Genomic DNA, 19,050 nt, shown 5'->3' on the forward strand with positions numbered 1-19,050 from the left:
ATTACTTATTATCCTTTTTAAAAGGTATGCCTAAAAGACGGAAGAATTCCAATCCGGAATTTCTGTCTTGGGCACTAGTCGCCAAGCAGACTTCCAAACCGAAAAGGTTATCAGCGTCTTCCACTTTTATTTCTAAGAAGGAAGAGCTTTCCTTAACCCCGATCGTCAAGTTGCCATTTCTATCAACTGATTTTTCGCTGATACCGCGGAAATCGCGGACGCGAGGAAAAGTGATATTGATCAATTTTTCTACAAAATCATACATCCTCTGGCCGCGCAGGGTCACCATAGCACCAATGACCATGCCCTCTCTGATCTTGAAAGCGGAAATCGATTTCTTGGCTTTAGTCAAAACCGGCCTCTGGCCGCTAATCTTGATAAGCCCCTGTTCTACGGCTGCTACTAGCTCCTTCTCTTTCGCTTGGCGACCGAAACCGACGTTAATCACTACTTTCTGTAAACGCGGTACTAAGAAACTATTATTTACGCCCAAAGTCTTTTTCAGCTCTGGTAATATTTGTTTTTGATATTTTTCTTTTAATCTCATATATAGAAAGATTAGACTTGGCTTAATCGATTACCTCTTGGCACTTTTTGCAAGCCCGGTATTTTTTAGGCTTCTTGCCTTCGGCTTGATTGATGAATTTATGGGCGACTCTGGTAGCCTTGCCGCATTTCGGACAAATCAAGGCGACATTGGAAACATCGATAAAAGAAGGAAATTCTATCCGTTGACCCTTCTCACCTTGGCGACGCGGACGTAAGTGCTTAATTAACAGGTTCAAGCCTTCAACGCTCAGTTTGCCTTCACTGGGGATGGTTTGCAAAACTTTGCCCGTCTTGCCCCGGTCTTTGCCAGATAATATTTTTACTTTGTCGTTTTTTTTGATATTCATATATTTGCCAATGCTTTTAAGCTTAAAGGACCTCTGGGGCTAAAGAAGCAATCTTCACAAAACCGGCTTTTCTGATTTCTCTAGCGACCGGACCAAAGATACGGGTACCTTTCGGGTCTTTCTTCTCCTTATCAGTGATAATCACACAGGCGTTATCATCGAAACGGACGTAGGAGCCATCAACCCGGCGAATCTCTTTCTTGGTGCGCACGATCACGGCCTTAACCACGTCGCTTTTCTTGATAGGAGCATGGGGAGTCGCTTCTTTAACTGCACCGACGATAATATCGCCCACGCCAGCGTAACGGCGCTTATAACCTCCCAAAACCTTGATGCACTGGATCAATTTAGCTCCGGAATTATCGGCTACTTTTAAATATGTTTGGACTTGAATCATATGTTTTTATTTAATAACCCGCCAGCGCTTATCTTTGCTCAAAGGGCGGCATTCCACAAAAGTTACCTTATCACCGGTCTTGAATTCATTTTTCGGATCATGAACTTTATAGCGAGAGCTGACGGTGTAGCGCTTCTTATACTTCGGATTGATCTTGACGCGCTCGACTTTGACTACGATGGTCTTATCGCTCTTGTCACTAACAACCACGCCGCTGAATTTTTTGCGGATAACGATTGGCGCTTCAATTTTGGCTTCACTTTTAACTGGCATAATTTTAAAAACTTATTTTTTAAGAGAGGAAACCTTTAGCTGCGTAAAAACCCGGGCGATCAATTTCTTGACATTCCTGATCTCTCTGACATTTTTTAATTGCTTATTAGAATCTTTAAAACGCAAGTCGCGCAGCTTCTCCTGCTCCAGGCTTAGTAAGGCCTGAAGTTCGGCGGAGCTTTTACTTTTTAATTCTTGGCTATCCATATATTTATTAGCTTACTTTGCTTACGAATTTACATTTTACCGGCAATTTATAGGCGGCGAGCTCTAAAGCTTCTTTAGCGGTCTTAGCGTCTACTCCTTCCAGTTCAAACATGACCATGCCAGGCTTCACGACGACTACATAATGATCAACCGCGCCTTTACCTTTACCCATCGGCAATTCTCCGCCATGGGCGGTTACCGGCTTATCAGGAAAGATTCTGATCCACATCTTACCACCCTTCTTGATATATTTCGTGATCACGCGCCGAGCGGCTTCAATCTGTCGGGAAGTCACCCAACAAGCGCTAGTGCTTTTTAAGCCATAACTGCCAAAACTAATATTAAGCATCCGGCTGGCTTTCCCGCCCTGGCGACGCTTATGATCCTTGCGGTGTTTTGTTTTCTTTGGCATTAACATATTTTGGTAATCTTAATTTTCTTAATTAGCTCTCCTTCTCTTGGTTAAAGATTTCTCCGCGATAAACCCATACCTTGATACCGATGGCGCCATAACTAGTATGGGCCGCTCCGCGAGCATAATCGATATCAGCTCGCAAGGTGTGAAGCGGTACTTTTCCTGAAACTAATTTCTCGGTCCGAGCGATTTCCGCACCATTCAAACGGCCGCCAATTACCACCTTCACTCCCTGGGCTCCGGCTCTTTCCGCCTTGCCGATAGTCTGCTTCATCACTTTCCTAAAAGGCATTCTCTTTTCAATATCTAAAATCATCGATTGAACTAATATCTGAGCACTCAAATTCGGACGACTAACTTCTTTGATATTCAAATTTATTTCTGACAAACGGAAATTCTTTAAAAATTTATCATGAATCTTCTTTTTCAGTTCTTCGGCGCCATTGCCGCCACGGCCGATGAGCACGCCTGGCTTAGCGGTAAATAAGCTGACTTCAATCTTATTCAAACCGCGGGCAATCTCCACTTTGTCGATCCCAGCTTCTTTGAACTCTTTGATCAAATATTTTCTCACCAAAACATCCTGCTTAACATTCTTGATATAAGCGGTTCCCGATTCGAACCAGGTAGACGCCCAGCTCTTAGTGATCCCCATGCGGAATATTTTTGGATTTACTTTTTTTCCCATAGTATTAAAAATTTAAATCAATTAACCGCTCTTGCGATGAAAAACCTTGGTAGCAAAGCCCTTACCTCCTTTAGCTTCACCTTCTTCAACGGCTTTAGCTTTATTGGCAGGACTTTTCTTGCTAATCTTGCTTTCAGCCTCTTTAGCGATTTTCTCAAGCTTAACCGGTTTTTCTAATTTAGTTTCTTTCTTAGCACTCTTGCCGCTAGGATTAATCTCATCTAAGACAACATGGATATGGCAGGCCCGCTTTCGGATAGAAGTAGCTCGGCCGTGAGCCCTGGGAAACCAGCGCTTTAAAGTAACGCCTTCATCAACTGTCAAAGACTTGATATATAGGTTATTTTTATCCAAATCATAAGTATTCACCGCGTTAGCAGCTGCTGATTTTAGAACCTTAGCTAAGGGTTCGGCCGCTTTCTTATTTATGAATTTCAATTGGTCTAAAGCTGTGCTCAAAGGAGCTTTGCGCACCAAATCAGCCACCAGGCGTACCTTCTGGGGTGACATTCGCAAATGATTCAAATTAGCTTTTATTTCCATAGAATTATTGATTACTTAGCACCTTTAGCTTGGGCCTTAGCCATCTTACCGCCATGGGTTACAAATTTCTTGGTGGCCGCAAATTCTCCTAAGCGATGGCCGACCATGTTTTCCACTACGTAAACCGGGACATGGGTCTTGCCGTTATGGACGCCGATGGTAAAACCAACCATTTCCGGGGTAATAGTACAAGCCCGATCCCAAACCTTGACTACCGACTTATCGCCAGCCTTTAGGTTTTGAATCTTTTTTATAATCCTGGGATTAACGTATGGTCCCTTTTTTAGACTTCTGGACATATTTATAAAATAAATTTAATTGCTTATTTACGCTTACGGCCACGGCGCTTGATAATCAAGCGGTCAGAAGAGTGCTTGCGTCTGGTCTTAACGCCTAAAGCGAGCTTGCCCCATTTGGTCTTCGGAGCTTTCAAGCCGATCGGCTGGTTGCCTTCACCGCCGCCATGAGGATGATCAACCGGATTCATGGCTGTACCGCGGACAGTCGGCCTGATGCCTAAACGACGGCTACGGCCGGCCTTACCTAAACTGATATGGCGACGATCCGGGTTGCTAACCTGGCCGACAGTGCACAAACAATCTTTTTTAATTAACCTGATTTCTCCTGAAGGCATCTTAACCTGGGCATATTTCCCTTCGACGCCCATGACGCTGACAATATTGCCAGCTCCGCGAGCAATCTTGGCTCCTCGACCCGGTTCTAATTCCAAACAATTGATAGCGACGCCAGCGGGAATAAATTTAACCGGCAAAGCGTTACCTGTCTTGATTTCGATCAAGTCCTGGGAACTCATCAATTTATCTCCCAGAGCTAAGCCGACTGGAGCGATGATATATCTCTTTTCGCCGTCAGCATAAGCAAGCAGGGCTAAACGAGCGCCACGATTAGGATCATACTCAATAGTTTTAACAACGGCTGGTATATTAAATTTATCGCGCTTGAAATCAACGATCCGGATAAAGCGCTTTGCGCCTCCGCCACGATGTCTAACAGTTATCTTGCCTTGGGCATTACGGCCGCCCTGTCTTTTCTTGATGAGCAATAAGCTCTTCAAAGGCTGGGTGCTGGTAATATCCTTAAAATCGTCAAAAGTGGCTTCACGTCGACCCGGAGTATTAGCTTTTACTTTTTTAATTCCCATATAATTTAATGATTGAAACTATAATATTAGACGCCTTCGTACATCTTAATCGTCTGTCCGGCGGCTAAAGTGACAATGGCTTTTTTCCAATCCTTACGATTACCGCGCACTCGGCCACGAGTCACCTGTTTGCCTTTGACATTAACCAGATTAACGCCGAGGGGTTTAACGTGATAAACCGAAGCGACCGCTTTGGCAACTTCAATCTTATTAGCTCTTGGAGCCACCATAAAGACATACTGGTTCTGGGCGCTCAAATTGGTTGCCTTCTCCGTGACCAAGGGCTTGATTAATATCTCGTGAGCCCTTGAGTATTTAACGCTAGCGCTTGATTTCTTGGCGGAGCCAGACTTCTTGCTTGGAGTCTCTCCGGTATACAGATCTTTCATGCTAGCCGGAGCCACGGGTTTGGCTGCCTGGTCATCATTCTTAGTTTTCTTATTGCTAAATAAAGCCATATGATTAGGTAATTTAGTAAAAGCTATTTCTTTGGCTGTTCGTTGAGAACTTTGACAGCCTCAAGGCCGATTAATAGATTCTTATACTGCAAAACGTCTAAGATATTTAAATTCTCGGGATTGATTATCTTCACATCAGCCAGGTTGCGGCCGGAAAATTTAACTTTTTCATCCTTACTGCCGTTGATTAATAGGACACTGCGGCGATCTGATTTAAGGACCTGGCTCTCGATGGCTTTCAAGAATTGATTAAAGGTCTTAGTCTTGAATTCTGGCATTTCCAACTTATCAACGATCACCAAACTCTGGTTAGCTAGCTTATCAGATAGAGCCATATAAAGAGCTTTCTGGCGCATCTTCTTGTTAATCTTTTTAGAAAAATTGCGATCTTTAGTCGGACCGAAGGTAACGCCGCCGCCAATCCAAATCGGAGAACGGCTAGAACCAACGCGCGCTCGGCCGGTTCCTTTCTGTTTCCAAGGCTTCTTGCCGCCGCCCCGGACTTCGCTGCGATCTTTGGTGTGAGCTAAAACCTGGCGCTCATTAGACATCTGGGCGACAATCGCCTGATGCAAAAGATCGGCCTGGGCCTTAAGGCCAAAAACCTTGTCTGTTAAATCGATCTGGCCGACTACCTCGGCTTTTTGATTATAGATATTAGCGCTTAGCGACATAAAATTAATTTTTATTCTTTATTATCCTCAAGAGGCGCCTCCTCAACCTTAACCTCTTCGACTGGCGCTGCTTCTTCAGCTTTGTTTTCTTCAACGGTTTCAACTACAGGGTTTTCAACGGCCACCTCTTCCGCCTTCGCTTTAACAAAGTTTAATTCGCCCGGAGCCTTGATCATAAGGAAACCATTAACTGCTCCCGGAACCGCTCCCTGGATATAAATTATGTTATTCTCCTCGTCAATCTTAACGACCGTTAAATTCTTCACTGTCACTCTGACATTCCCCATATGACCAGCCATCCTAGTACCTTTAAAGACATGGGCCGGACCTTTCGGACCGATGGAGCCAGGCATGCGCAGCTGGTCTTTATTACCGTGAGTCTTGCGACCACCATGGAAACCATGACGTTTGACTACGCCCTGGAAACCTTTACCTTTTGAAGTACCGATAACATCGACTATTTCGCCGTTAGCAAAGCTACTAACTTTAACAAGATCACCTAAATCACAAGCCGGGATAGTTTCTACCCTGAATTCCCTTAAGAAACGAGCCTGAGAATTTATTTTTTTCAAATGACCAGCCTGAGGTTTCTTGATATTCTTAGCCTTCTTTGCGCCCCAAGCTAACTGCAAAGCTTCATAGCCATCCTTATCTTTCGTTTTGATCTGGCTAACTGCACAAGGACCAGCTAAAATCGGGGTCACGGCGATTACTCGGTCGTTCTCCCAAAGCTGAGTCATATTTAATTTTTTACCTAAAATGAATTTCATAGAAATAATAAAAAACTGGTCCGCGTGACCAGCCTTAAAAATTCCAAAAAATTAAAGAAATTTAACTTTGTTGTGAATTTATGTTTGGCTGGTAACCTCCGCTGTGACGCCGCTTCTGCCTTAAACACTTTCCAAATTTATAGAGTTATTTAAGATGTAACGGCTGTTTTTTGGTAAAATTTATTTTAAATTAGCAAAATACTTGCTTTCCTTATATATTACTGCATTTTTATCTCTAAGTCAACACCGGCTGGCAAGTTCAGATTTGTCAAATCTTCGATCGTCTTAGCTGAAGGATCGATAATATCGACCAAACGCTTATGAATGCGCATCTCGTACTGATCACGAGCATCCTTATGAACGAAGGTTGAACGGTTGACCGTGTATTTCTTCTTCTCGGTTGGCAAAGGAATCGGTCCAAAAATAACCGCATCGCTCCTTTGGGCAGTTTCAATAATGGTCTTGGTAGACTGATCAATGATCTTATGATCAAAAGCTTTGATCTTGATCCTGATTTTCTGTTTAAAATCTTTGTCTTCTTTCTTGTTTTCCGACATAGTTAATTTTCTTTAAATAAACACTACAAACCCGCCCATAGGCATGAGCGGGTCAAAGTGATTATTTGATAATCTTGGTCACCACGCCGGCGCCGACAGTGCGGCCGCCTTCGCGGATAGCGAATCTCATCTTATCTTCCAAAGCGATCGGAGCGATCAGCTTGATAGTTAAGTTGACGGTATCGCCAGGCATAACCATTTCTGTACCAGCTGGTAATTCAATCTCACCAGTAACATCGGTGGTACGGATATAGAATTGTGGTTTATAGCCTTTGAAGAATGGTTTATGACGGCCACCTTCGTCTTTACCTAAGACATAGACCTCGGCTTCGAATTCGGTATGCGGAGTGATTGAACCCGGTTTGCATAAAACCTGGCCGCGTTCGACTTCGTTCTTCTTGGTACCACGAAGTAATAAACCGGCGTTGTCACCAGCGCGACCTTCGTCTAACTGCTTGTTAAACATTTCCACTCCAGTAACGGTGGTCTTTTTGGTATCCATTAAGCCAACGATTTCAACTTCGTCACCAACTTTGATGATACCTCTGTCGATACGGCCAGTGACAACGGTGCCACGACCTTCGATAGAAAAGATATCTTCTACCGGCATTAAGAAAGGTTTATCAACGTCTCTCTTAGGTTCCGGGATGTAGGTATCTAAAGCTTCCATTAATTTTAAGATCGGTTCATTATCCGGACCAGTCGGATTTTCCAAAGCTTTTAAAGCACTGCCACGGATAATCGGAGTGGTGTCACCCGGGAATTCATATTTCTTCAATAAGTCGCGGATTTCCTCTTCGACCAAGTCGATGAGTTCTTTATCCTCGACCATATCACACTTGTTCAAGAAAACGATGATGTAAGGGACACCGACCTGACGAGCAAGCACAATGTGTTCGCGAGTCTGAGGCATAGGGCCGTCAGTAGCCGATACGACTAAAACTGCGCCATCCATCTGAGCGGCGCCGGTAATCATGTTCTTAACATAATCGGCGTGGCCCGGACAGTCGACGTGAGCATAATGACGAGCATCAGATTCGTATTCGACGTGGGCGGTAGCAATGGTAATGCCGCGCTCTCTTTCTTCAGGAGCGGCATCAATTTCATTAACGCCTTTCTTAGAGGCTTTCATGCCTTTGGCGTTAAACACCGCCAACATCGCGGCGGTTAAGGTAGTTTTCCCATGGTCGACGTGACCGATAGTGCCAACGTTGACATGGGGCTTAGTGCGTTCAAATTTTTCTGCCATGTTATTGCTTACGGCCCCCAAATCGGGGTTTTCTCCTCTAGGGAAACCAGCCGTTTTAAATTAAAATTTTATTTTATATTAAATAAAAATTACTCTATTTTCTTAGCTCCGCTCTTAATATCCGGCGGAATCTTCCAACTTGGCCGCGGACGGCTTTCTTCTTCTAAAAACTCGCTATTTTCCTGGTTTTTCCACATCAGAATCTCGCGATTTATTTTATCAGTTAAATCTTCATCTGTCAAATTTTTAGATTTTGGCTGATTATCGCTGATTTTATCCCCAGAAATTAGCTTTTCATAAGCTTCGAAATCAACGAGCACGACGGTATCATCCGGAGACTGGCTATCAAAGAAAACGATTTTATCACCAGTTTTTTTTACTAACCTTATAGCTTTTTTTAACTGGTCTAACATATGTTTATATTTTAGCCCTCCTTGATGTTACTACATTTTAGCAGGCCGGAGAACTTAGTTCAAGGCTTAGCGACCGCTCTTCTCCTTAATGCTCTCTAAGATATTCCTTGGCACTTCAGCATAGTGGGAGAATTCCATAGAATAATTAGCTCGGCCTTGGCTCATCGATCTTAAAGAGGTGGAATAGCCGAACATTTCTGCCAAAGGAACTTTAGCTTTAATAACTTTGGTTTTGGAACGATCAGTCATCTCATCAATCTGGCCGCGCTTAGCGTTTAAGTCACCGATGATATTACCCATGTATTCCTCTGGGGTGGTTACCTCGACTTTCATCACCGGCTCTAACAAATAAGCGCCCGCTTTCTGACAAGCATCCTTGAAGGCAAAGATAGCGGCCATCTTGAAAGCGATTTCCGAAGAGTCGACCTCATGATAACTACCGTCGAAGACGGCCACCTTGATATCAACCATTGGATAACCAGCCAACACGCCACCCTGGATCGCTTCCTTAACGCCTTTTTCAATCGCCGGGATAAATTCACGTGGAATGACGCCACCTTTAACTTCATCGACAAACTCATAACCCTTGCCCTGCTCTTGCGGTTCAACTCGCAAATAACAATGCCCGTATTGGCCGCGACCGCCAGATTGCTTAGCATATTTATGCTCGGCTTGAGCCGTGGTCTTAATAGTTTCACGATATGATACTTGAGGCTTGCCGACATTAGCTTCGACGCCGAATTCCCTCTTCATGCGGTCGACGATAATTTCTAAGTGTAATTCACCCATACCAGAAATCAAAACTTGGTTAGTTTCTTCATCGGTTTCAACCCTAAAAGTTGGGTCTTCTTCGGCTAAACGTGATAGGGCTACGCCCATCTTTTCTTGGTCAGCCTTAGTCTTCGGTTCAACCGCGATCTTGATAACCGGTTCCGGGAAAGTAATAGATTCAAGTAACAAAGGATTACTCTCATCGCATAAAGTGTTGCCGGTAGTAGTATTTTTCAAACCGATAATAGCGGCGATATCGCCCGCATAAATCTCTTTAATTTCTTCCCGATGATTGGCATGCATACGGACCAAACGACCGATACGCTCTTTATTGCCGGTAGATGAATTAATGATATAGGAGCCAGCTCTTAAAACGCCCTGGTAAACACGAACAAAACATAGTTTGCCGACAAAAGGATCAGTCGCGATCTTGAAAGCTAAACCAGCAAAAGAAGCGTTATCATCTGATTTGATCGGATATTTCTTTTCCGGGTCGCGTACGTCAGTCGCTTCAATTTCCGGAATGTCTAAAGGTGAAGGCAAAAACTCGCAAACTGCATCCAAAACCAATTGGACGCCGATATTCTGCAGAGCGGTCCCACATAAAACTGGATAAATCTGGTTGGCGATGACGCCTTTTCTGATAGCGGCGCGATATTCCTCTTCAGAAATAGCTTCGCCGTTTAAATACTTCTCAGTCAAAACTTCGTCGCATTCAGCTACTTTTTCCACCATGATATTGTGGTATTCATTAACTTTAGCGACCATATCTTCTGGAATAGCGATTTCTTCAATCTTCTCACCGAAATTACCCGAGAATTTATAGGCTTTTTTGGTTAATAAATCGATTACGCCGCTTAATTCAGATTCAGCCCCGATCGGTAATTGGATAGCAACGGCATTATTATTTAAACGATTCTTGATAGAATCAAGACTCATATAGAAATCAGCCCCCATCTTATCCATCTTATTCACGAAACAGAGGCGAGGCACCTGATATTTATCAGCCTGGCGCCAAACGGTTTCAGACTGCGGCTCTACCCCGGCCTGGCCGTCGAAAACCGCTACCGCACCGTCTAAGACGCGCAAAGAGCGTTCTACTTCAACCGTAAAATCAACGTGTCCGGGGGTGTCGATAATATTAATCTTGTTGTCGCGCCAAAAACAAGTAGTGGCGGCGGAGGTAATCGTGATTCCCCGTTCTTTTTCCTGTTCCATCCAATCCATTTCCGCTGCGCCCTCGTGGACTTCGCCAATCTTATGCTTTTTACCGGTGTAGAATAAGACGCGCTCGGTAAAGGTAGTTTTGCCGGCATCGATGTGAGCCATGATACCGATATTTCTAATTTTATCTAAGGAATAATCTCGGGGCATATTTTATAAAAAATTAAGCTTAAATTAATTAACGAGAAAAATGGGCGAAAGCCTTGTTGGCTTCGGCCATGCGATGGACGGCTTCGCGCTTCTTAACCGCTGCCCCTTCGCCATTAGAGGCGTCTAAGATCTCAGTCGCTAACTTTTCCGCCATAGAGTGCCCTTTGCGTTCTAAAGCGGCCTTGATCATCCAATTACAGCCCAAGAAATAGCGTCTTTCACCTCTAACCTGGAAAGGTACCTGGTAGTTGGCCCCGCCGACGCGCTTGCCGCGTACTTCCACTAAAGGAGAAACTTTCTTCACGGCTTTATTGAAAATATGGCGCGGATCTTGCTTGGTCTTGTCTTTGATAATATTAAAAGCACCATAGACGATCATTTCGGCTCTAGTTTTCTTGCCTCTTTCCATCACATAATTGATGAATTTAGCAATGTTCTTGTCGTTGTATTTTAGGTCGCCCTCGATTTTTCTCTTAGGCGCTGGTTTTCCTCTCATATTTTAGGCACCCTTGATTTATAGCTATCTAAACCAGGGTCTTATTTATGGTTAATTATTATTAAGCTTTTTTAGGTTTCTTGGCCCCATAGCAGCTGCGGCCCTGGCGTCTAGCATCTACACCCTGAGCGTCATATACCCCGCGGACAACTTTGTAGCGGACACCTGGCAGATCCTTGGTTTTACCGCCTTTGATCAAGACGATCGAGTGCTCCTGTAAATTATGGCCCATACCAGGGATATAAGCGGTTACTTCCATGCCGTTAGACAGGCGAACGCGAGCGATCTTGCGTAAAGCGGAGTTCGGCTTCTTCGGAGTGGTGGTAGTAACTTTAAGACATACGCCCTGCTTAAAAGGAGCGCCTTTGGCCGTTACTTTTTTCTTGCGGTGCAAAGAATCAAAACTAGTATGCAAAACCAGGCTTTTCTTAGCCTTTTTAGCGTTTTTGCGACCATGTTTAATCAGCTGATTAATGGTTGGCATAAAAATTTAAAATAAAAATTGCGAATTATAGTTAAATTCGTTTTGGTTTAAATATTAAAACAATCCTGAGCTATCAGGATGTATTTTTATTACTTAATAAATTTAACAAAATTAAAATGATAAGTCAAGACAATCAAGGATAAATGATTTTAAAAACAAGTTTTACTCAATTAGCCGAACCGATGGCCTTAAAAGATCGGATTAAACCGATTATTACCAATAAATTATATTGACTAATATGTCAATATATATTATAATGTTTAGTCAAGCAAATTCAAACTCTGTCTCAACTTATAAGAATCGCCATGCTTCAGCATTCCTTTATAAGAAGCTAGGGTGACCGGATGGGGACTAGCCGATATTTTCTTAATCATCCTCTTTTTTGTGACTGTCCTGATGACCCGATGGTCGCCAAACTCGACCCAACCCAAGAAATCGGAACCGCTGGTCAAAGTTTTTAGGGAAACTTTCTTGGGATGCAGGGATAATTTTAATTCACTCTCTAAAAAACGAACAAGCTTCGACAATAGCCCGACTAGGTCTTCCCGATCCGAACTTAAAATCAAAAAATCATCGGCATAGCGGATATAATATTTAATCCTCAAAGTCCTTTTCACGAATTGATCGAACTCGTTCAGATAAACATTGACCAGGAGCTGCGAAGTTAGATTCCCCAGAGGCAGGCCGACGCCCGGCCGGCCTGAGGTAGCAAAACTATCTATTACCCGGCCGAAAAGCCAAAGCAGGTCCTGATCCTCAATATATTTTGCCAGCAGACCCTTCAACACTTCATGATCGATACTGGCAAAAAATTTCCGGATATCACCTTTCAGGATCCAGGCCGTGTGCCGGCCATTACGGGAAGCCCGGTGGGCATCCGCTCGGAATCTATAGATAGCGCGATGAGTCCCTTTTTCCAAACGACAAGAAAAAGAGTCGGCAATGAAACGACGATCAAAATAGGTATAAGTTTCCCGGTAAAGCAGATGGTGCAAAAGCCGATCGCGGACGGTCGCCTTATGAATATTTCGCGGCTTAGGATCAGAAATATTGAAAGCTTGATAGGGGTCATGGTAATAGGTCTTGATCGCCAGCTCTTCTCTCAACTTCTGGATATTATCCATCAAGCGACCCTGGAATAAGGCAACATCCCGGCGCCGAGATTTGCCGGCTAAAAATTCTTTCCAGGCTAGCAGCAGGTTTTCTAGGCTGATTATTTCTTGATAGCTTTTACTAAATTTTTTCATTTAAACTTATAAAACTATGGCCGTAGCTCTGTTTTCGCCTCTGGTCCTAGTCCGAAGTAAAGAGGCTTATGCCTTATGGTTTAAGGCCTTGGCTGATTTTCCCAAGGTGTATCGTTATAATCTGGGCGGAAAGATTGAAGGGTGTTTTTTAGAACTTTTGGAAAAGATTTTCACCACTACCTATTTGGCCCGTGATAGGAAAAGCGACCAACTCTCGCTGGCTATCGTTAAGCTCGACCATTTAAAGTTCTTCCTGCAACTAGCCTGGGAAAGCAAATGCCTATCAAATAAAAGCTATGCTGATCTATCGACCCGACTGGACGAAATCGGGCGCATGCTCGGCGGCTGGAAAAAGGGCTTAGAAATGAAAACTCCCCCAAGATAGTTGGAGGAGAAAGTCATGAGTTGCGGAACGACCACGCGATGACGATAGTCGGCATTCCAGACGTTGTCATTCTCAAGCCGGTTGACGTTGACGTTAAGACCATCAGGGTTCACGTTCACGTTGGCCACAAAATAATGTATAGCGCGCCTTCCCCGACACCACCGCCCTGACAAAATAAAGAAACGGTTGAATATTACTTGGGACTTAGAAGTCCGCCAGCGCTCCATACCAACTTATGATTTTTGATCCAAAATATCCTTCCTCTCCGGCCCGCATTGACCGGCCGAACTCTCAAAAATATTCTGGAACAGCCTCGGCCCATCAGCCTTGACCAATGAGCGATCCGAAACCATCATTTTATTATATATAAAAATCCCCCGGATGCCAAGCATTTGGTTTTACTCCAAAGTGCTAAGAATCCGAGGGACAAAGGGTCAGCCGCCAAGCGGCTCAAGGTTTTAAGAAACTGAGGGCATAAGTTGCGGAACGACCACGCGACGACGACCGTCGGCATCCCAGACGTTGTCATCCTCAAGCCGGCGGACGACGACGCCCAGGCCACCCGAGCGCACGAACACGAAGGCCACGACTAAGTTCTCGCCAGGATTATTTTCATCCACAGACTGATTTTCATCCTTCTTGATCAGGAAGAAAGTGGCGTTTCCACCCTGGTGAAGCCAGTTGGTGCGGCTTTCGCAGAATTCAATCAGCTGGCTCTGAGAGAGCCATTTCTGTTCCCAGGTACCGGGCAGGGATTTAAAGATGTCCAGAAGAACGGCACTTTGGACCATCTCATGGACTTGAACCAGGGTGGCCGGAGTGGCCACGCCTTTTTTAGTCAGGCCCCAATTTCTAAAGTCAGAATCCAGGAAAGACTTAAAGACTTTTCCAGCCTGGTAAATGAGATCCCGGCCTTTCAGGGCTTTAATCTTGATGACTTCTCCGCTGGAAATCAGACGGAGGATGGGGGGTGGCGTGGTTTCGTCTATTGCTCCTGAAGCGGTGGCTGGCTTGGCTTCAACGGCCTTCTCGATTTTCCTTTTCAGGAAATCATTAAGCTCTTCTTCTGTAGAATTGACTAACTTCTTAAGAGCGCTACCGAACATGGAACCTTCTTTTCTGACCCTCTCGATGGCTGCACCGATGAGTCCGAGACCAGTGTTGTCTAACTTTTCCATTTTTCACTAGTATTTATTATGAACATTATTCCCGTTCCGTTTCCCAACGGATTAGGGCGGTAATCTTAAATTTCAGAACAATGCCCCTCAGAGTCCAAGGAATCCGAGGGACAAAGGGTCAGCCGCCAAGCGGCTCAAGGTTTTAAGAAACTGAGGGCATAAGTTGCGGAACGACCACGCGATGACGACAGTCGGCACCCCAGACGAAGTCACCCCCAAGCCGGAAGACGCCGACGACAAGACCAACAGGGAACACGCGCACGCAGGCCACAAAATAATCTTTACCTTTCTTAAAAAGGAAGAAAGTCCCATAACCTTCCTGGCGCAGCCAGTTGGCATGTTTTCGGCAAAAAGCCTTGATTTGGGCCTGGGTTAAACAGAGCTTATCCAAGTCGCCCCCCAGAGAACCAAACATCTGGCTAAAAGTGGCGTCTTTAGCCATCTCGTAGACCTGGACGGCCGTTCCTGTGGTGGCCTGACCGGCTTCTTTGAGATTCCAATTTTCGAAATCATTATCGATTCCCGAGGGGAAAAGATCGGAAGAGCCGTAGATTATTTCCGAGCCGTCGCAGGCATCAATGATAATTGTTTCACCTTTAGAGATGAGACAAAGAATACCCAATTCGGTTCCGGATGTTCTTTGGTGGTGGAATTTCCCCTCCACAATATCCTGGAGAGCTAAAGAAACTAACTCCGGGTCAAACGGACTACCGCCCTTAAGACGGATTTGGCGTTTAATTTCAAGCATCTGTCCGTCGATGCTGATGTACTGGTCGCCGGTGACAGAAAATTTTGCTGCCATGACAAATAATTTTAAAAGAACCGCAATTAACCCCGCGGATTTGGGGTTATGCTCGATTATTAAGCATTTAAGTAAAATATCATAATGTTAACCATAAGTCAATACTAAAAGAGCTTCTCTACCTATAAAAAAACCAGCTAACATTAGCTGATTTATAGAAAAATAAAGCTGATTCCCTTCTAAAAACTATAACCGGCTATCAGCTTAAACAGAAAATTGACTAGAGGCATTATGAGGTTAAAGCCTAACATTACGAAAAGAATCACAAAAATAAAGCCATATTTCTCTAAGCTGAGATACTTCTCTTCCCATTTAGGGGAAAGGAAGGCGGCTAAGATCTTTGAACCGTCAAGAGGCGGGATCGGCACCAAATTAAAGATCGCTAAAACCAAATTTATATAAATTATAGCCGCGATTAAGCCATTGAAAGTCAAGCTATAAAAAGGCATCAGCCTAAAAACCAAGGCAAAAAAAACAGCCACAATCAGGTTGCCTAAAGCCCCGGCCCCGGCCACCTTAGCCTCTCCCCACTTCCTATCCCTTAAATTATGGGGATTATAAGGCACCGGCTTGGCCCAACCAAAAACGAAGGGCATATGGGAAATAATCATGACTAAAGGCAACAGAAAAGAACCGAACCAATCCAAATGCTTCAAAGGATTAAGGGTGAGGCGTCCCAAATTCTTAGCTGTCGGGTCACCTAAACGGTCGGCCATCCAGCCATGCATATACTCATGGATAACGGCAGAAAATATTAAAACTATCACTTGAAATACGTAAATCATACCTAAAGCTTAGCATAGCTTGATTATTTTTCCAAATCCTGTTAGGATAATAAGGAAATAATTATTAAACACACAGGCCGCGGCCTGTTCTTTGAATTTATGGCAAAAAAATGCGATATCTGCGGCCGCAGCGCAACTAGAGGCGCTAGCCGCTCCCACTCAAAAATCCGAACCCTTAAAAGGCAGAATATCAATCTGCAGGTTAAGAATATCGACGGTCTAAAACTAAAGGTCTGCACCAGCTGTTTGCGCACCCGAGCGAAAAAAGAGCGAGAGATCGCTGAAAAGATCGCTAAGAACAAAGAGAAGATCAGCAAAGCTAAACTTGCTAAGCCCAAGAAAGTTGCTCCAAAAAAGACCAGGAAAGCTAAAAACAAAAAATAAAAAGCTATCAATACTTCAATAAAAACGAGCTTGTTACCAGGCTCGTTTTTATTATCCCCTAATTAGAAAATTCCAGCACGGCCCAGGGAGCGGCCGCCATTATTTTGACACCTATCAAAACCAACTTTAAAAGCAGGTAGCTCGGATAAAAGAGGGCTAAGCTTAAGCTGGGAAAAATAAAGCTTAGGATAATAGCTAAAAGCAAAGTCCACAACAAAAAAGGAAAGATCCAAAGTATCAGTAGATTGCTAATGGGGGCGACAAGCGACAAGCGGCCGAAGTAATAGATTAAAATAGGCGCCGTCGCTAACTGGCAGGCTAAAGTTAGACACATAATATCGCCTAGTTTAGAACCAGATAAAATCTTGACCCGGCGCAGAGCCGGATATATATAGATTATGCCTAAAACAGCGGCTAAAGACAGCTGAAAACCAATATCAGCTTTAAGGAGACGCGGGTTAAAGACCATCATCACGCTGGTCGATATCAGCAAACCGTTAAGCAGATTGGAGATACGGCCGGCCTGATAGGCCCATAAGACTAAGACGCCCATGATAGCTGAACGGAAAGCTGGGGCCTGGAGACCGGTTAATAAAACATAGAAAGCTAAAAAAGCGCTAAGAGCATAAAAAGCGAAACGGCGCCTCAAACCCAAGAATAATAAGGAATTAAGCAATAATACGCTTAAAATAGTGATATGGGAACCAGAAATAGCAATCATGTGGCTCAAGCCAGTGGCGGAAAACCTTTCCCGATTAACTGGATCCAAGCTGCGGCGATAACCCAAAACCAGGGCCTGAGCCAATCCGCTTTCCGGTTCAGGCAAAGACTGTTTAATCTTTCGGGCTAGTGATGCCTTAAAGCTAAATAGCTGGCGCCAGAAGCTCTCTTGATGGCCGACCAAATTTAGGCCTGGATAATAAGACAAAAGATAGATATCTTTAGCCTCCAAATAAAGGGCGTAATCGAAATCTGTAAAATTACGAGGCAGCTCTAGCTTGCCGGAAAGGGTTAGAAGGTCGCCATAATAAAATTCGGGATAGAGCGGGACGCTAGTTAAAATCTTTCCCTTATCCGAACACAAGACCAGCTGCTGCTTATCAAAACTAACTTCTGGTTCAGCACAAACCCTGACAGGCAGGCCGTTATACTTCCCTAGCCGGCTTGGGGCCAGGAATTTATCTGAGCGGCTATTAAGAAAAGAAAATAAGAAAAGGCTGCCGATAAAAATAAGATTTAGTTTCCTCAGCTTCTTAGACATAAAAAAATACTGGTTAGCCACCAGTATCCTAGCATTCTGCTCCTAAATTGCTTCTAAAATTATTATCAAGCCTTTTTCTCGGCCAGCTGCCATTTAAGATAAGCCTCGATAAAAGGTAATAAATTCCCGTCTAAAACCGCCTCAACGTCGCTGGTTTCATAGTTAGTCCGATGATCTTTGACTAAGCGGTTGCCATAAAGGAAATAGGAACGGATTTGCTTGCCCCATTCCGCCTTTTGCACTTCACCCTTTAATTCCCTTTCGGTGTTAGCTTTTTCTTCCAGAGCTAAATTATATAATTTAGCTTTTAAAATCTTCAAGGCGATTTCCCGATTCTGATGCTGAGAACGCTCAGTCTGGCAAGTTACAACGATCTTAGTCGGTAAATGGGTCAGACGGACAGCTGAATCGGTCGTATTAACGCTCTGGCCGCCGGGACCGCTAGAACGGAACACATCCCAACTTAAATCATCCTCTTTGATGACGAAACTGTCAGCCTCAGGCAAATCCGGCATGACTTCTACCAAAGCAAAAGAAGTCTGGCGCAGATTTTCCCCATCAAACGGGGAGACCCTGAGCAAGCGATGGACGCCATTTTCACTTTTCAGGTGGCCATAGGCATAAGGTCCGCTTATCTTCAGAATCACGCTTTTAAGGCCAGCTTCATTGCCATAATTCCTATCCAAAATCTCGACCATCCATGACTTTTTCTCGGCTAAACGCAAATACATCCTTTCCAGCATCTGGGCCCAATCCTGGGCATCGACGCCGCCGGTGCCAGCGTGGACCGACAAGATGGCGTTATCCCTATCATGTTTATCAGCCAAGAGGGTCAAGAACTCTAAATTATTAAAACGCTCCAAGAGCCTATTATATTTCTCTTCTAGATCAGGGGCTAGGGCCTCTTCACCTTCTTTGGCCGCTAAGGCTAAGAATTCTTCGCTCTCCCGTAAATCCTTCTCTAAATCCTGCCAAAGTTTGATTTCATTCATCAGGCTCTCGGCTGCCTGGCTGATTTTGACCGCACTGGCCTGGTCTTGCCAAAAATCCGGATCAGCCATCAGTCTCTGCTGGTCATGGAGCTGTACCAGCTTGGCATCGATACCCAAAATCTGCTTCATTTTCAGACAGCGTTCCCTCAATTCTTCAGTTTTTTTCAAAAGGTTTTCCATAATTTTATT

25 protein-coding genes and 2 pseudogenes are annotated in these 19,050 nt (G+C 44.2%); 2 read left to right on the forward strand and 25 right to left on the reverse strand.

Annotated features, from left to right (window positions below; genetic code table 11):
* Nucleotide 1: 1 nt before the first annotated feature.
* The 20 genes and pseudogenes from rplE to WC441_02505 form a co-directional block, all read right to left on the reverse strand.
* Nucleotides 2–547 carry a 50S ribosomal protein L5 gene (gene rplE / locus WC441_02410; GenBank protein ID MFA5163362.1) on the reverse strand — a complete coding sequence of 182 codons (546 nt, stop codon included), beginning with the start codon at nucleotides 545–547 and terminating at the stop codon, nucleotides 2–4.
* Nucleotides 548–569: 22 nt separating this feature from the next.
* A complete protein-coding gene (gene rplX, locus WC441_02415) occupies nucleotides 570–896 on the reverse strand; it encodes a 50S ribosomal protein L24 (protein MFA5163363.1) in 327 nt (108 codons plus the stop codon).
* Between the two features lie 22 nt (nucleotides 897–918).
* Entirely contained in the window at nucleotides 919–1,293 is a 375-nt protein-coding gene (rplN, locus tag WC441_02420) for a 50S ribosomal protein L14 (protein MFA5163364.1), read from the reverse strand.
* Between the two features lie 6 nt (nucleotides 1,294–1,299).
* Nucleotides 1,300–1,566, reverse strand: coding sequence for a 30S ribosomal protein S17 (gene rpsQ, locus WC441_02425; protein MFA5163365.1), 267 nt, complete (start codon nucleotides 1,564–1,566; stop codon nucleotides 1,300–1,302).
* A gap of 12 nt (nucleotides 1,567–1,578) precedes the next feature.
* On the reverse strand, nucleotides 1,579–1,773 hold the full coding sequence (gene rpmC, locus WC441_02430; protein MFA5163366.1) for a 50S ribosomal protein L29: 195 nt from the start codon (nucleotides 1,771–1,773) through the stop codon (nucleotides 1,579–1,581).
* Between the two features lie 7 nt (nucleotides 1,774–1,780).
* On the reverse strand, nucleotides 1,781–2,191 hold the full coding sequence (gene rplP / locus WC441_02435) for a 50S ribosomal protein L16 (protein MFA5163367.1): 411 nt from the start codon (nucleotides 2,189–2,191) through the stop codon (nucleotides 1,781–1,783).
* 25 nt (nucleotides 2,192–2,216) lie between these two features.
* On the reverse strand, nucleotides 2,217–2,876 hold the full coding sequence (gene rpsC, locus WC441_02440; GenBank protein ID MFA5163368.1) for a 30S ribosomal protein S3: 660 nt from the start codon (nucleotides 2,874–2,876) through the stop codon (nucleotides 2,217–2,219).
* A 216-nt stretch (nucleotides 2,877–3,092) separates the two neighbouring features.
* Nucleotides 3,093–3,419, reverse strand: a pseudogene (rplV, locus tag WC441_02445) (50S ribosomal protein L22).
* 11 nt (nucleotides 3,420–3,430) lie between these two features.
* On the reverse strand, nucleotides 3,431–3,718 hold the full coding sequence (gene rpsS, locus WC441_02450) for a 30S ribosomal protein S19 (GenBank protein ID MFA5163369.1): 288 nt from the start codon (nucleotides 3,716–3,718) through the stop codon (nucleotides 3,431–3,433).
* A gap of 23 nt (nucleotides 3,719–3,741) precedes the next feature.
* Nucleotides 3,742–4,581, reverse strand: a complete 840-nt coding sequence (gene rplB / locus WC441_02455; GenBank protein MFA5163370.1) for a 50S ribosomal protein L2 — start codon at nucleotides 4,579–4,581, stop codon at nucleotides 3,742–3,744.
* A 26-nt stretch (nucleotides 4,582–4,607) separates the two neighbouring features.
* The gene (gene rplW, locus WC441_02460; protein ID MFA5163371.1) at nucleotides 4,608–4,877 is read right to left on the reverse strand and encodes a 50S ribosomal protein L23; all 270 of its coding nucleotides are present in this window, start codon (nucleotides 4,875–4,877) and stop codon (nucleotides 4,608–4,610) included.
* 185 nt (nucleotides 4,878–5,062) lie between these two features.
* Complete coding sequence (rplD, locus tag WC441_02465) at nucleotides 5,063–5,713, reverse strand: 50S ribosomal protein L4 (protein MFA5163372.1); 651 nt, start codon at nucleotides 5,711–5,713, stop codon at nucleotides 5,063–5,065.
* A gap of 167 nt (nucleotides 5,714–5,880) precedes the next feature.
* Nucleotides 5,881–6,483 (reverse strand): annotated as a pseudogene (gene rplC / locus WC441_02470) (50S ribosomal protein L3).
* A 218-nt stretch (nucleotides 6,484–6,701) separates the two neighbouring features.
* Nucleotides 6,702–7,040: a 30S ribosomal protein S10 gene (rpsJ, locus tag WC441_02475; GenBank protein ID MFA5163373.1), complete on the reverse strand. Its 339-nt coding sequence runs from the start codon at nucleotides 7,038–7,040 to the stop codon at nucleotides 6,702–6,704.
* A gap of 61 nt (nucleotides 7,041–7,101) precedes the next feature.
* On the reverse strand, nucleotides 7,102–8,289 hold the full coding sequence (gene tuf / locus WC441_02480; protein MFA5163374.1) for an elongation factor Tu: 1,188 nt from the start codon (nucleotides 8,287–8,289) through the stop codon (nucleotides 7,102–7,104).
* An 89-nt stretch (nucleotides 8,290–8,378) separates the two neighbouring features.
* Nucleotides 8,379–8,702 (reverse strand): hypothetical protein, encoded by a 324-nt coding sequence (locus WC441_02485; protein MFA5163375.1) that lies wholly within the window; start codon nucleotides 8,700–8,702, stop codon nucleotides 8,379–8,381.
* A gap of 66 nt (nucleotides 8,703–8,768) precedes the next feature.
* Nucleotides 8,769–10,847: an elongation factor G gene (gene fusA, locus WC441_02490; protein ID MFA5163376.1), complete on the reverse strand. Its 2,079-nt coding sequence runs from the start codon at nucleotides 10,845–10,847 to the stop codon at nucleotides 8,769–8,771.
* A gap of 28 nt (nucleotides 10,848–10,875) precedes the next feature.
* Nucleotides 10,876–11,343 carry a 30S ribosomal protein S7 gene (rpsG, locus tag WC441_02495; GenBank protein ID MFA5163377.1) on the reverse strand — a complete coding sequence of 156 codons (468 nt, stop codon included), beginning with the start codon at nucleotides 11,341–11,343 and terminating at the stop codon, nucleotides 10,876–10,878.
* A 61-nt stretch (nucleotides 11,344–11,404) separates the two neighbouring features.
* Entirely contained in the window at nucleotides 11,405–11,827 is a 423-nt protein-coding gene (rpsL, locus tag WC441_02500; protein ID MFA5163378.1) for a 30S ribosomal protein S12, read from the reverse strand.
* A gap of 260 nt (nucleotides 11,828–12,087) precedes the next feature.
* Entirely contained in the window at nucleotides 12,088–13,074 is a 987-nt protein-coding gene (locus tag WC441_02505) for a reverse transcriptase/maturase family protein (GenBank protein ID MFA5163379.1), read from the reverse strand.
* A 16-nt stretch (nucleotides 13,075–13,090) separates the two neighbouring features.
* On the opposite strand from WC441_02505, the gene WC441_02510 reads away from it, so the two are divergent.
* Complete coding sequence (locus WC441_02510) at nucleotides 13,091–13,459, forward strand: four helix bundle protein (GenBank protein MFA5163380.1); 369 nt, start codon at nucleotides 13,091–13,093, stop codon at nucleotides 13,457–13,459.
* A 458-nt stretch (nucleotides 13,460–13,917) separates the two neighbouring features.
* Here the strand turns inward: WC441_02510 and WC441_02515 are convergent, their stop codons facing one another.
* From WC441_02515 to WC441_02525, 3 genes are all read right to left on the reverse strand, one after another.
* Nucleotides 13,918–14,637: a hypothetical protein gene (locus WC441_02515; protein MFA5163381.1), complete on the reverse strand. Its 720-nt coding sequence runs from the start codon at nucleotides 14,635–14,637 to the stop codon at nucleotides 13,918–13,920.
* Between the two features lie 142 nt (nucleotides 14,638–14,779).
* Complete coding sequence (locus tag WC441_02520; protein MFA5163382.1) at nucleotides 14,780–15,439, reverse strand: hypothetical protein; 660 nt, start codon at nucleotides 15,437–15,439, stop codon at nucleotides 14,780–14,782.
* A gap of 179 nt (nucleotides 15,440–15,618) precedes the next feature.
* Entirely contained in the window at nucleotides 15,619–16,224 is a 606-nt protein-coding gene (locus WC441_02525) for a site-2 protease family protein (protein ID MFA5163383.1), read from the reverse strand.
* 99 nt (nucleotides 16,225–16,323) lie between these two features.
* Between WC441_02525 and rpmB the strand changes: the two genes are divergently transcribed.
* Nucleotides 16,324–16,608 (forward strand): 50S ribosomal protein L28, encoded by a 285-nt coding sequence (gene rpmB, locus WC441_02530; protein MFA5163384.1) that lies wholly within the window; start codon nucleotides 16,324–16,326, stop codon nucleotides 16,606–16,608.
* A 58-nt stretch (nucleotides 16,609–16,666) separates the two neighbouring features.
* Here rpmB and WC441_02535 read toward each other — a convergent pair whose 3' ends face one another.
* Together WC441_02535 and prfB are read right to left on the reverse strand one after the other, a co-directional pair.
* Nucleotides 16,667–17,869, reverse strand: a complete 1,203-nt coding sequence (locus WC441_02535) for a ComEC/Rec2 family competence protein (protein MFA5163385.1) — start codon at nucleotides 17,867–17,869, stop codon at nucleotides 16,667–16,669.
* A gap of 65 nt (nucleotides 17,870–17,934) precedes the next feature.
* Nucleotides 17,935–19,041: a peptide chain release factor 2 gene (prfB, locus tag WC441_02540; GenBank protein MFA5163386.1), complete on the reverse strand. Its 1,107-nt coding sequence runs from the start codon at nucleotides 19,039–19,041 to the stop codon at nucleotides 17,935–17,937.
* Nucleotides 19,042–19,050: the final 9 nt, after the last annotated feature.

This window comes from Patescibacteria group bacterium (genome assembly GCA_041651355.1).
Lineage (GTDB): Bacteria > Patescibacteriota > Patescibacteriia > Patescibacteriales > UBA12465 > JAPLVX01.

Excerpts from the sequence above, each read along its gene's own strand:
- rpsC (MFA5163368.1), bottom strand. The coding sequence starts at position 2,876 with ATGGGAAAAAAAGTAAATCCAAAAATATTCCGCATGGGGATCACTAAG.
- rpmB (MFA5163384.1), top strand. The coding sequence starts at position 16,324 with ATGGCAAAAAAATGCGATATCTGCGGCCGCAGCGCAACTAGAGGCGCT.
- WC441_02535 (MFA5163385.1), bottom strand. The coding sequence starts at position 17,869 with ATGTCTAAGAAGCTGAGGAAACTAAATCTTATTTTTATCGGCAGCCTT.
- fusA (MFA5163376.1), bottom strand. The coding sequence starts at position 10,847 with ATGCCCCGAGATTATTCCTTAGATAAAATTAGAAATATCGGTATCATG.
- WC441_02505 (MFA5163379.1), bottom strand. The coding sequence starts at position 13,074 with ATGAAAAAATTTAGTAAAAGCTATCAAGAAATAATCAGCCTAGAAAAC.
- WC441_02515 (MFA5163381.1), bottom strand. The coding sequence starts at position 14,637 with ATGGAAAAGTTAGACAACACTGGTCTCGGACTCATCGGTGCAGCCATC.
- rpsS (MFA5163369.1), bottom strand. The coding sequence starts at position 3,718 with ATGTCCAGAAGTCTAAAAAAGGGACCATACGTTAATCCCAGGATTATA.
- rpmC (MFA5163366.1), bottom strand. The coding sequence starts at position 1,773 with ATGGATAGCCAAGAATTAAAAAGTAAAAGCTCCGCCGAACTTCAGGCC.
- WC441_02525 (MFA5163383.1), bottom strand. The coding sequence starts at position 16,224 with ATGATTTACGTATTTCAAGTGATAGTTTTAATATTTTCTGCCGTTATC.
- rplE (MFA5163362.1), bottom strand. The coding sequence starts at position 547 with ATGAGATTAAAAGAAAAATATCAAAAACAAATATTACCAGAGCTGAAA.
- rpsJ (MFA5163373.1), bottom strand. The coding sequence starts at position 7,040 with ATGTCGGAAAACAAGAAAGAAGACAAAGATTTTAAACAGAAAATCAGG.
- tuf (MFA5163374.1), bottom strand. The coding sequence starts at position 8,289 with ATGGCAGAAAAATTTGAACGCACTAAGCCCCATGTCAACGTTGGCACT.
- WC441_02485 (MFA5163375.1), bottom strand. The coding sequence starts at position 8,702 with ATGTTAGACCAGTTAAAAAAAGCTATAAGGTTAGTAAAAAAAACTGGT.
- rplD (MFA5163372.1), bottom strand. The coding sequence starts at position 5,713 with ATGTCGCTAAGCGCTAATATCTATAATCAAAAAGCCGAGGTAGTCGGC.
- prfB (MFA5163386.1), bottom strand. The coding sequence starts at position 19,041 with ATGGAAAACCTTTTGAAAAAAACTGAAGAATTGAGGGAACGCTGTCTG.
- WC441_02510 (MFA5163380.1), top strand. The coding sequence starts at position 13,091 with ATGGCCGTAGCTCTGTTTTCGCCTCTGGTCCTAGTCCGAAGTAAAGAG.
- rplN (MFA5163364.1), bottom strand. The coding sequence starts at position 1,293 with ATGATTCAAGTCCAAACATATTTAAAAGTAGCCGATAATTCCGGAGCT.
- rplB (MFA5163370.1), bottom strand. The coding sequence starts at position 4,581 with ATGGGAATTAAAAAAGTAAAAGCTAATACTCCGGGTCGACGTGAAGCC.
- rplP (MFA5163367.1), bottom strand. The coding sequence starts at position 2,191 with ATGTTAATGCCAAAGAAAACAAAACACCGCAAGGATCATAAGCGTCGC.
- rpsG (MFA5163377.1), bottom strand. The coding sequence starts at position 11,343 with ATGAGAGGAAAACCAGCGCCTAAGAGAAAAATCGAGGGCGACCTAAAA.
- rpsQ (MFA5163365.1), bottom strand. The coding sequence starts at position 1,566 with ATGCCAGTTAAAAGTGAAGCCAAAATTGAAGCGCCAATCGTTATCCGC.
- WC441_02520 (MFA5163382.1), bottom strand. The coding sequence starts at position 15,439 with ATGGCAGCAAAATTTTCTGTCACCGGCGACCAGTACATCAGCATCGAC.
- rpsL (MFA5163378.1), bottom strand. The coding sequence starts at position 11,827 with ATGCCAACCATTAATCAGCTGATTAAACATGGTCGCAAAAACGCTAAA.
- rplX (MFA5163363.1), bottom strand. The coding sequence starts at position 896 with ATGAATATCAAAAAAAACGACAAAGTAAAAATATTATCTGGCAAAGAC.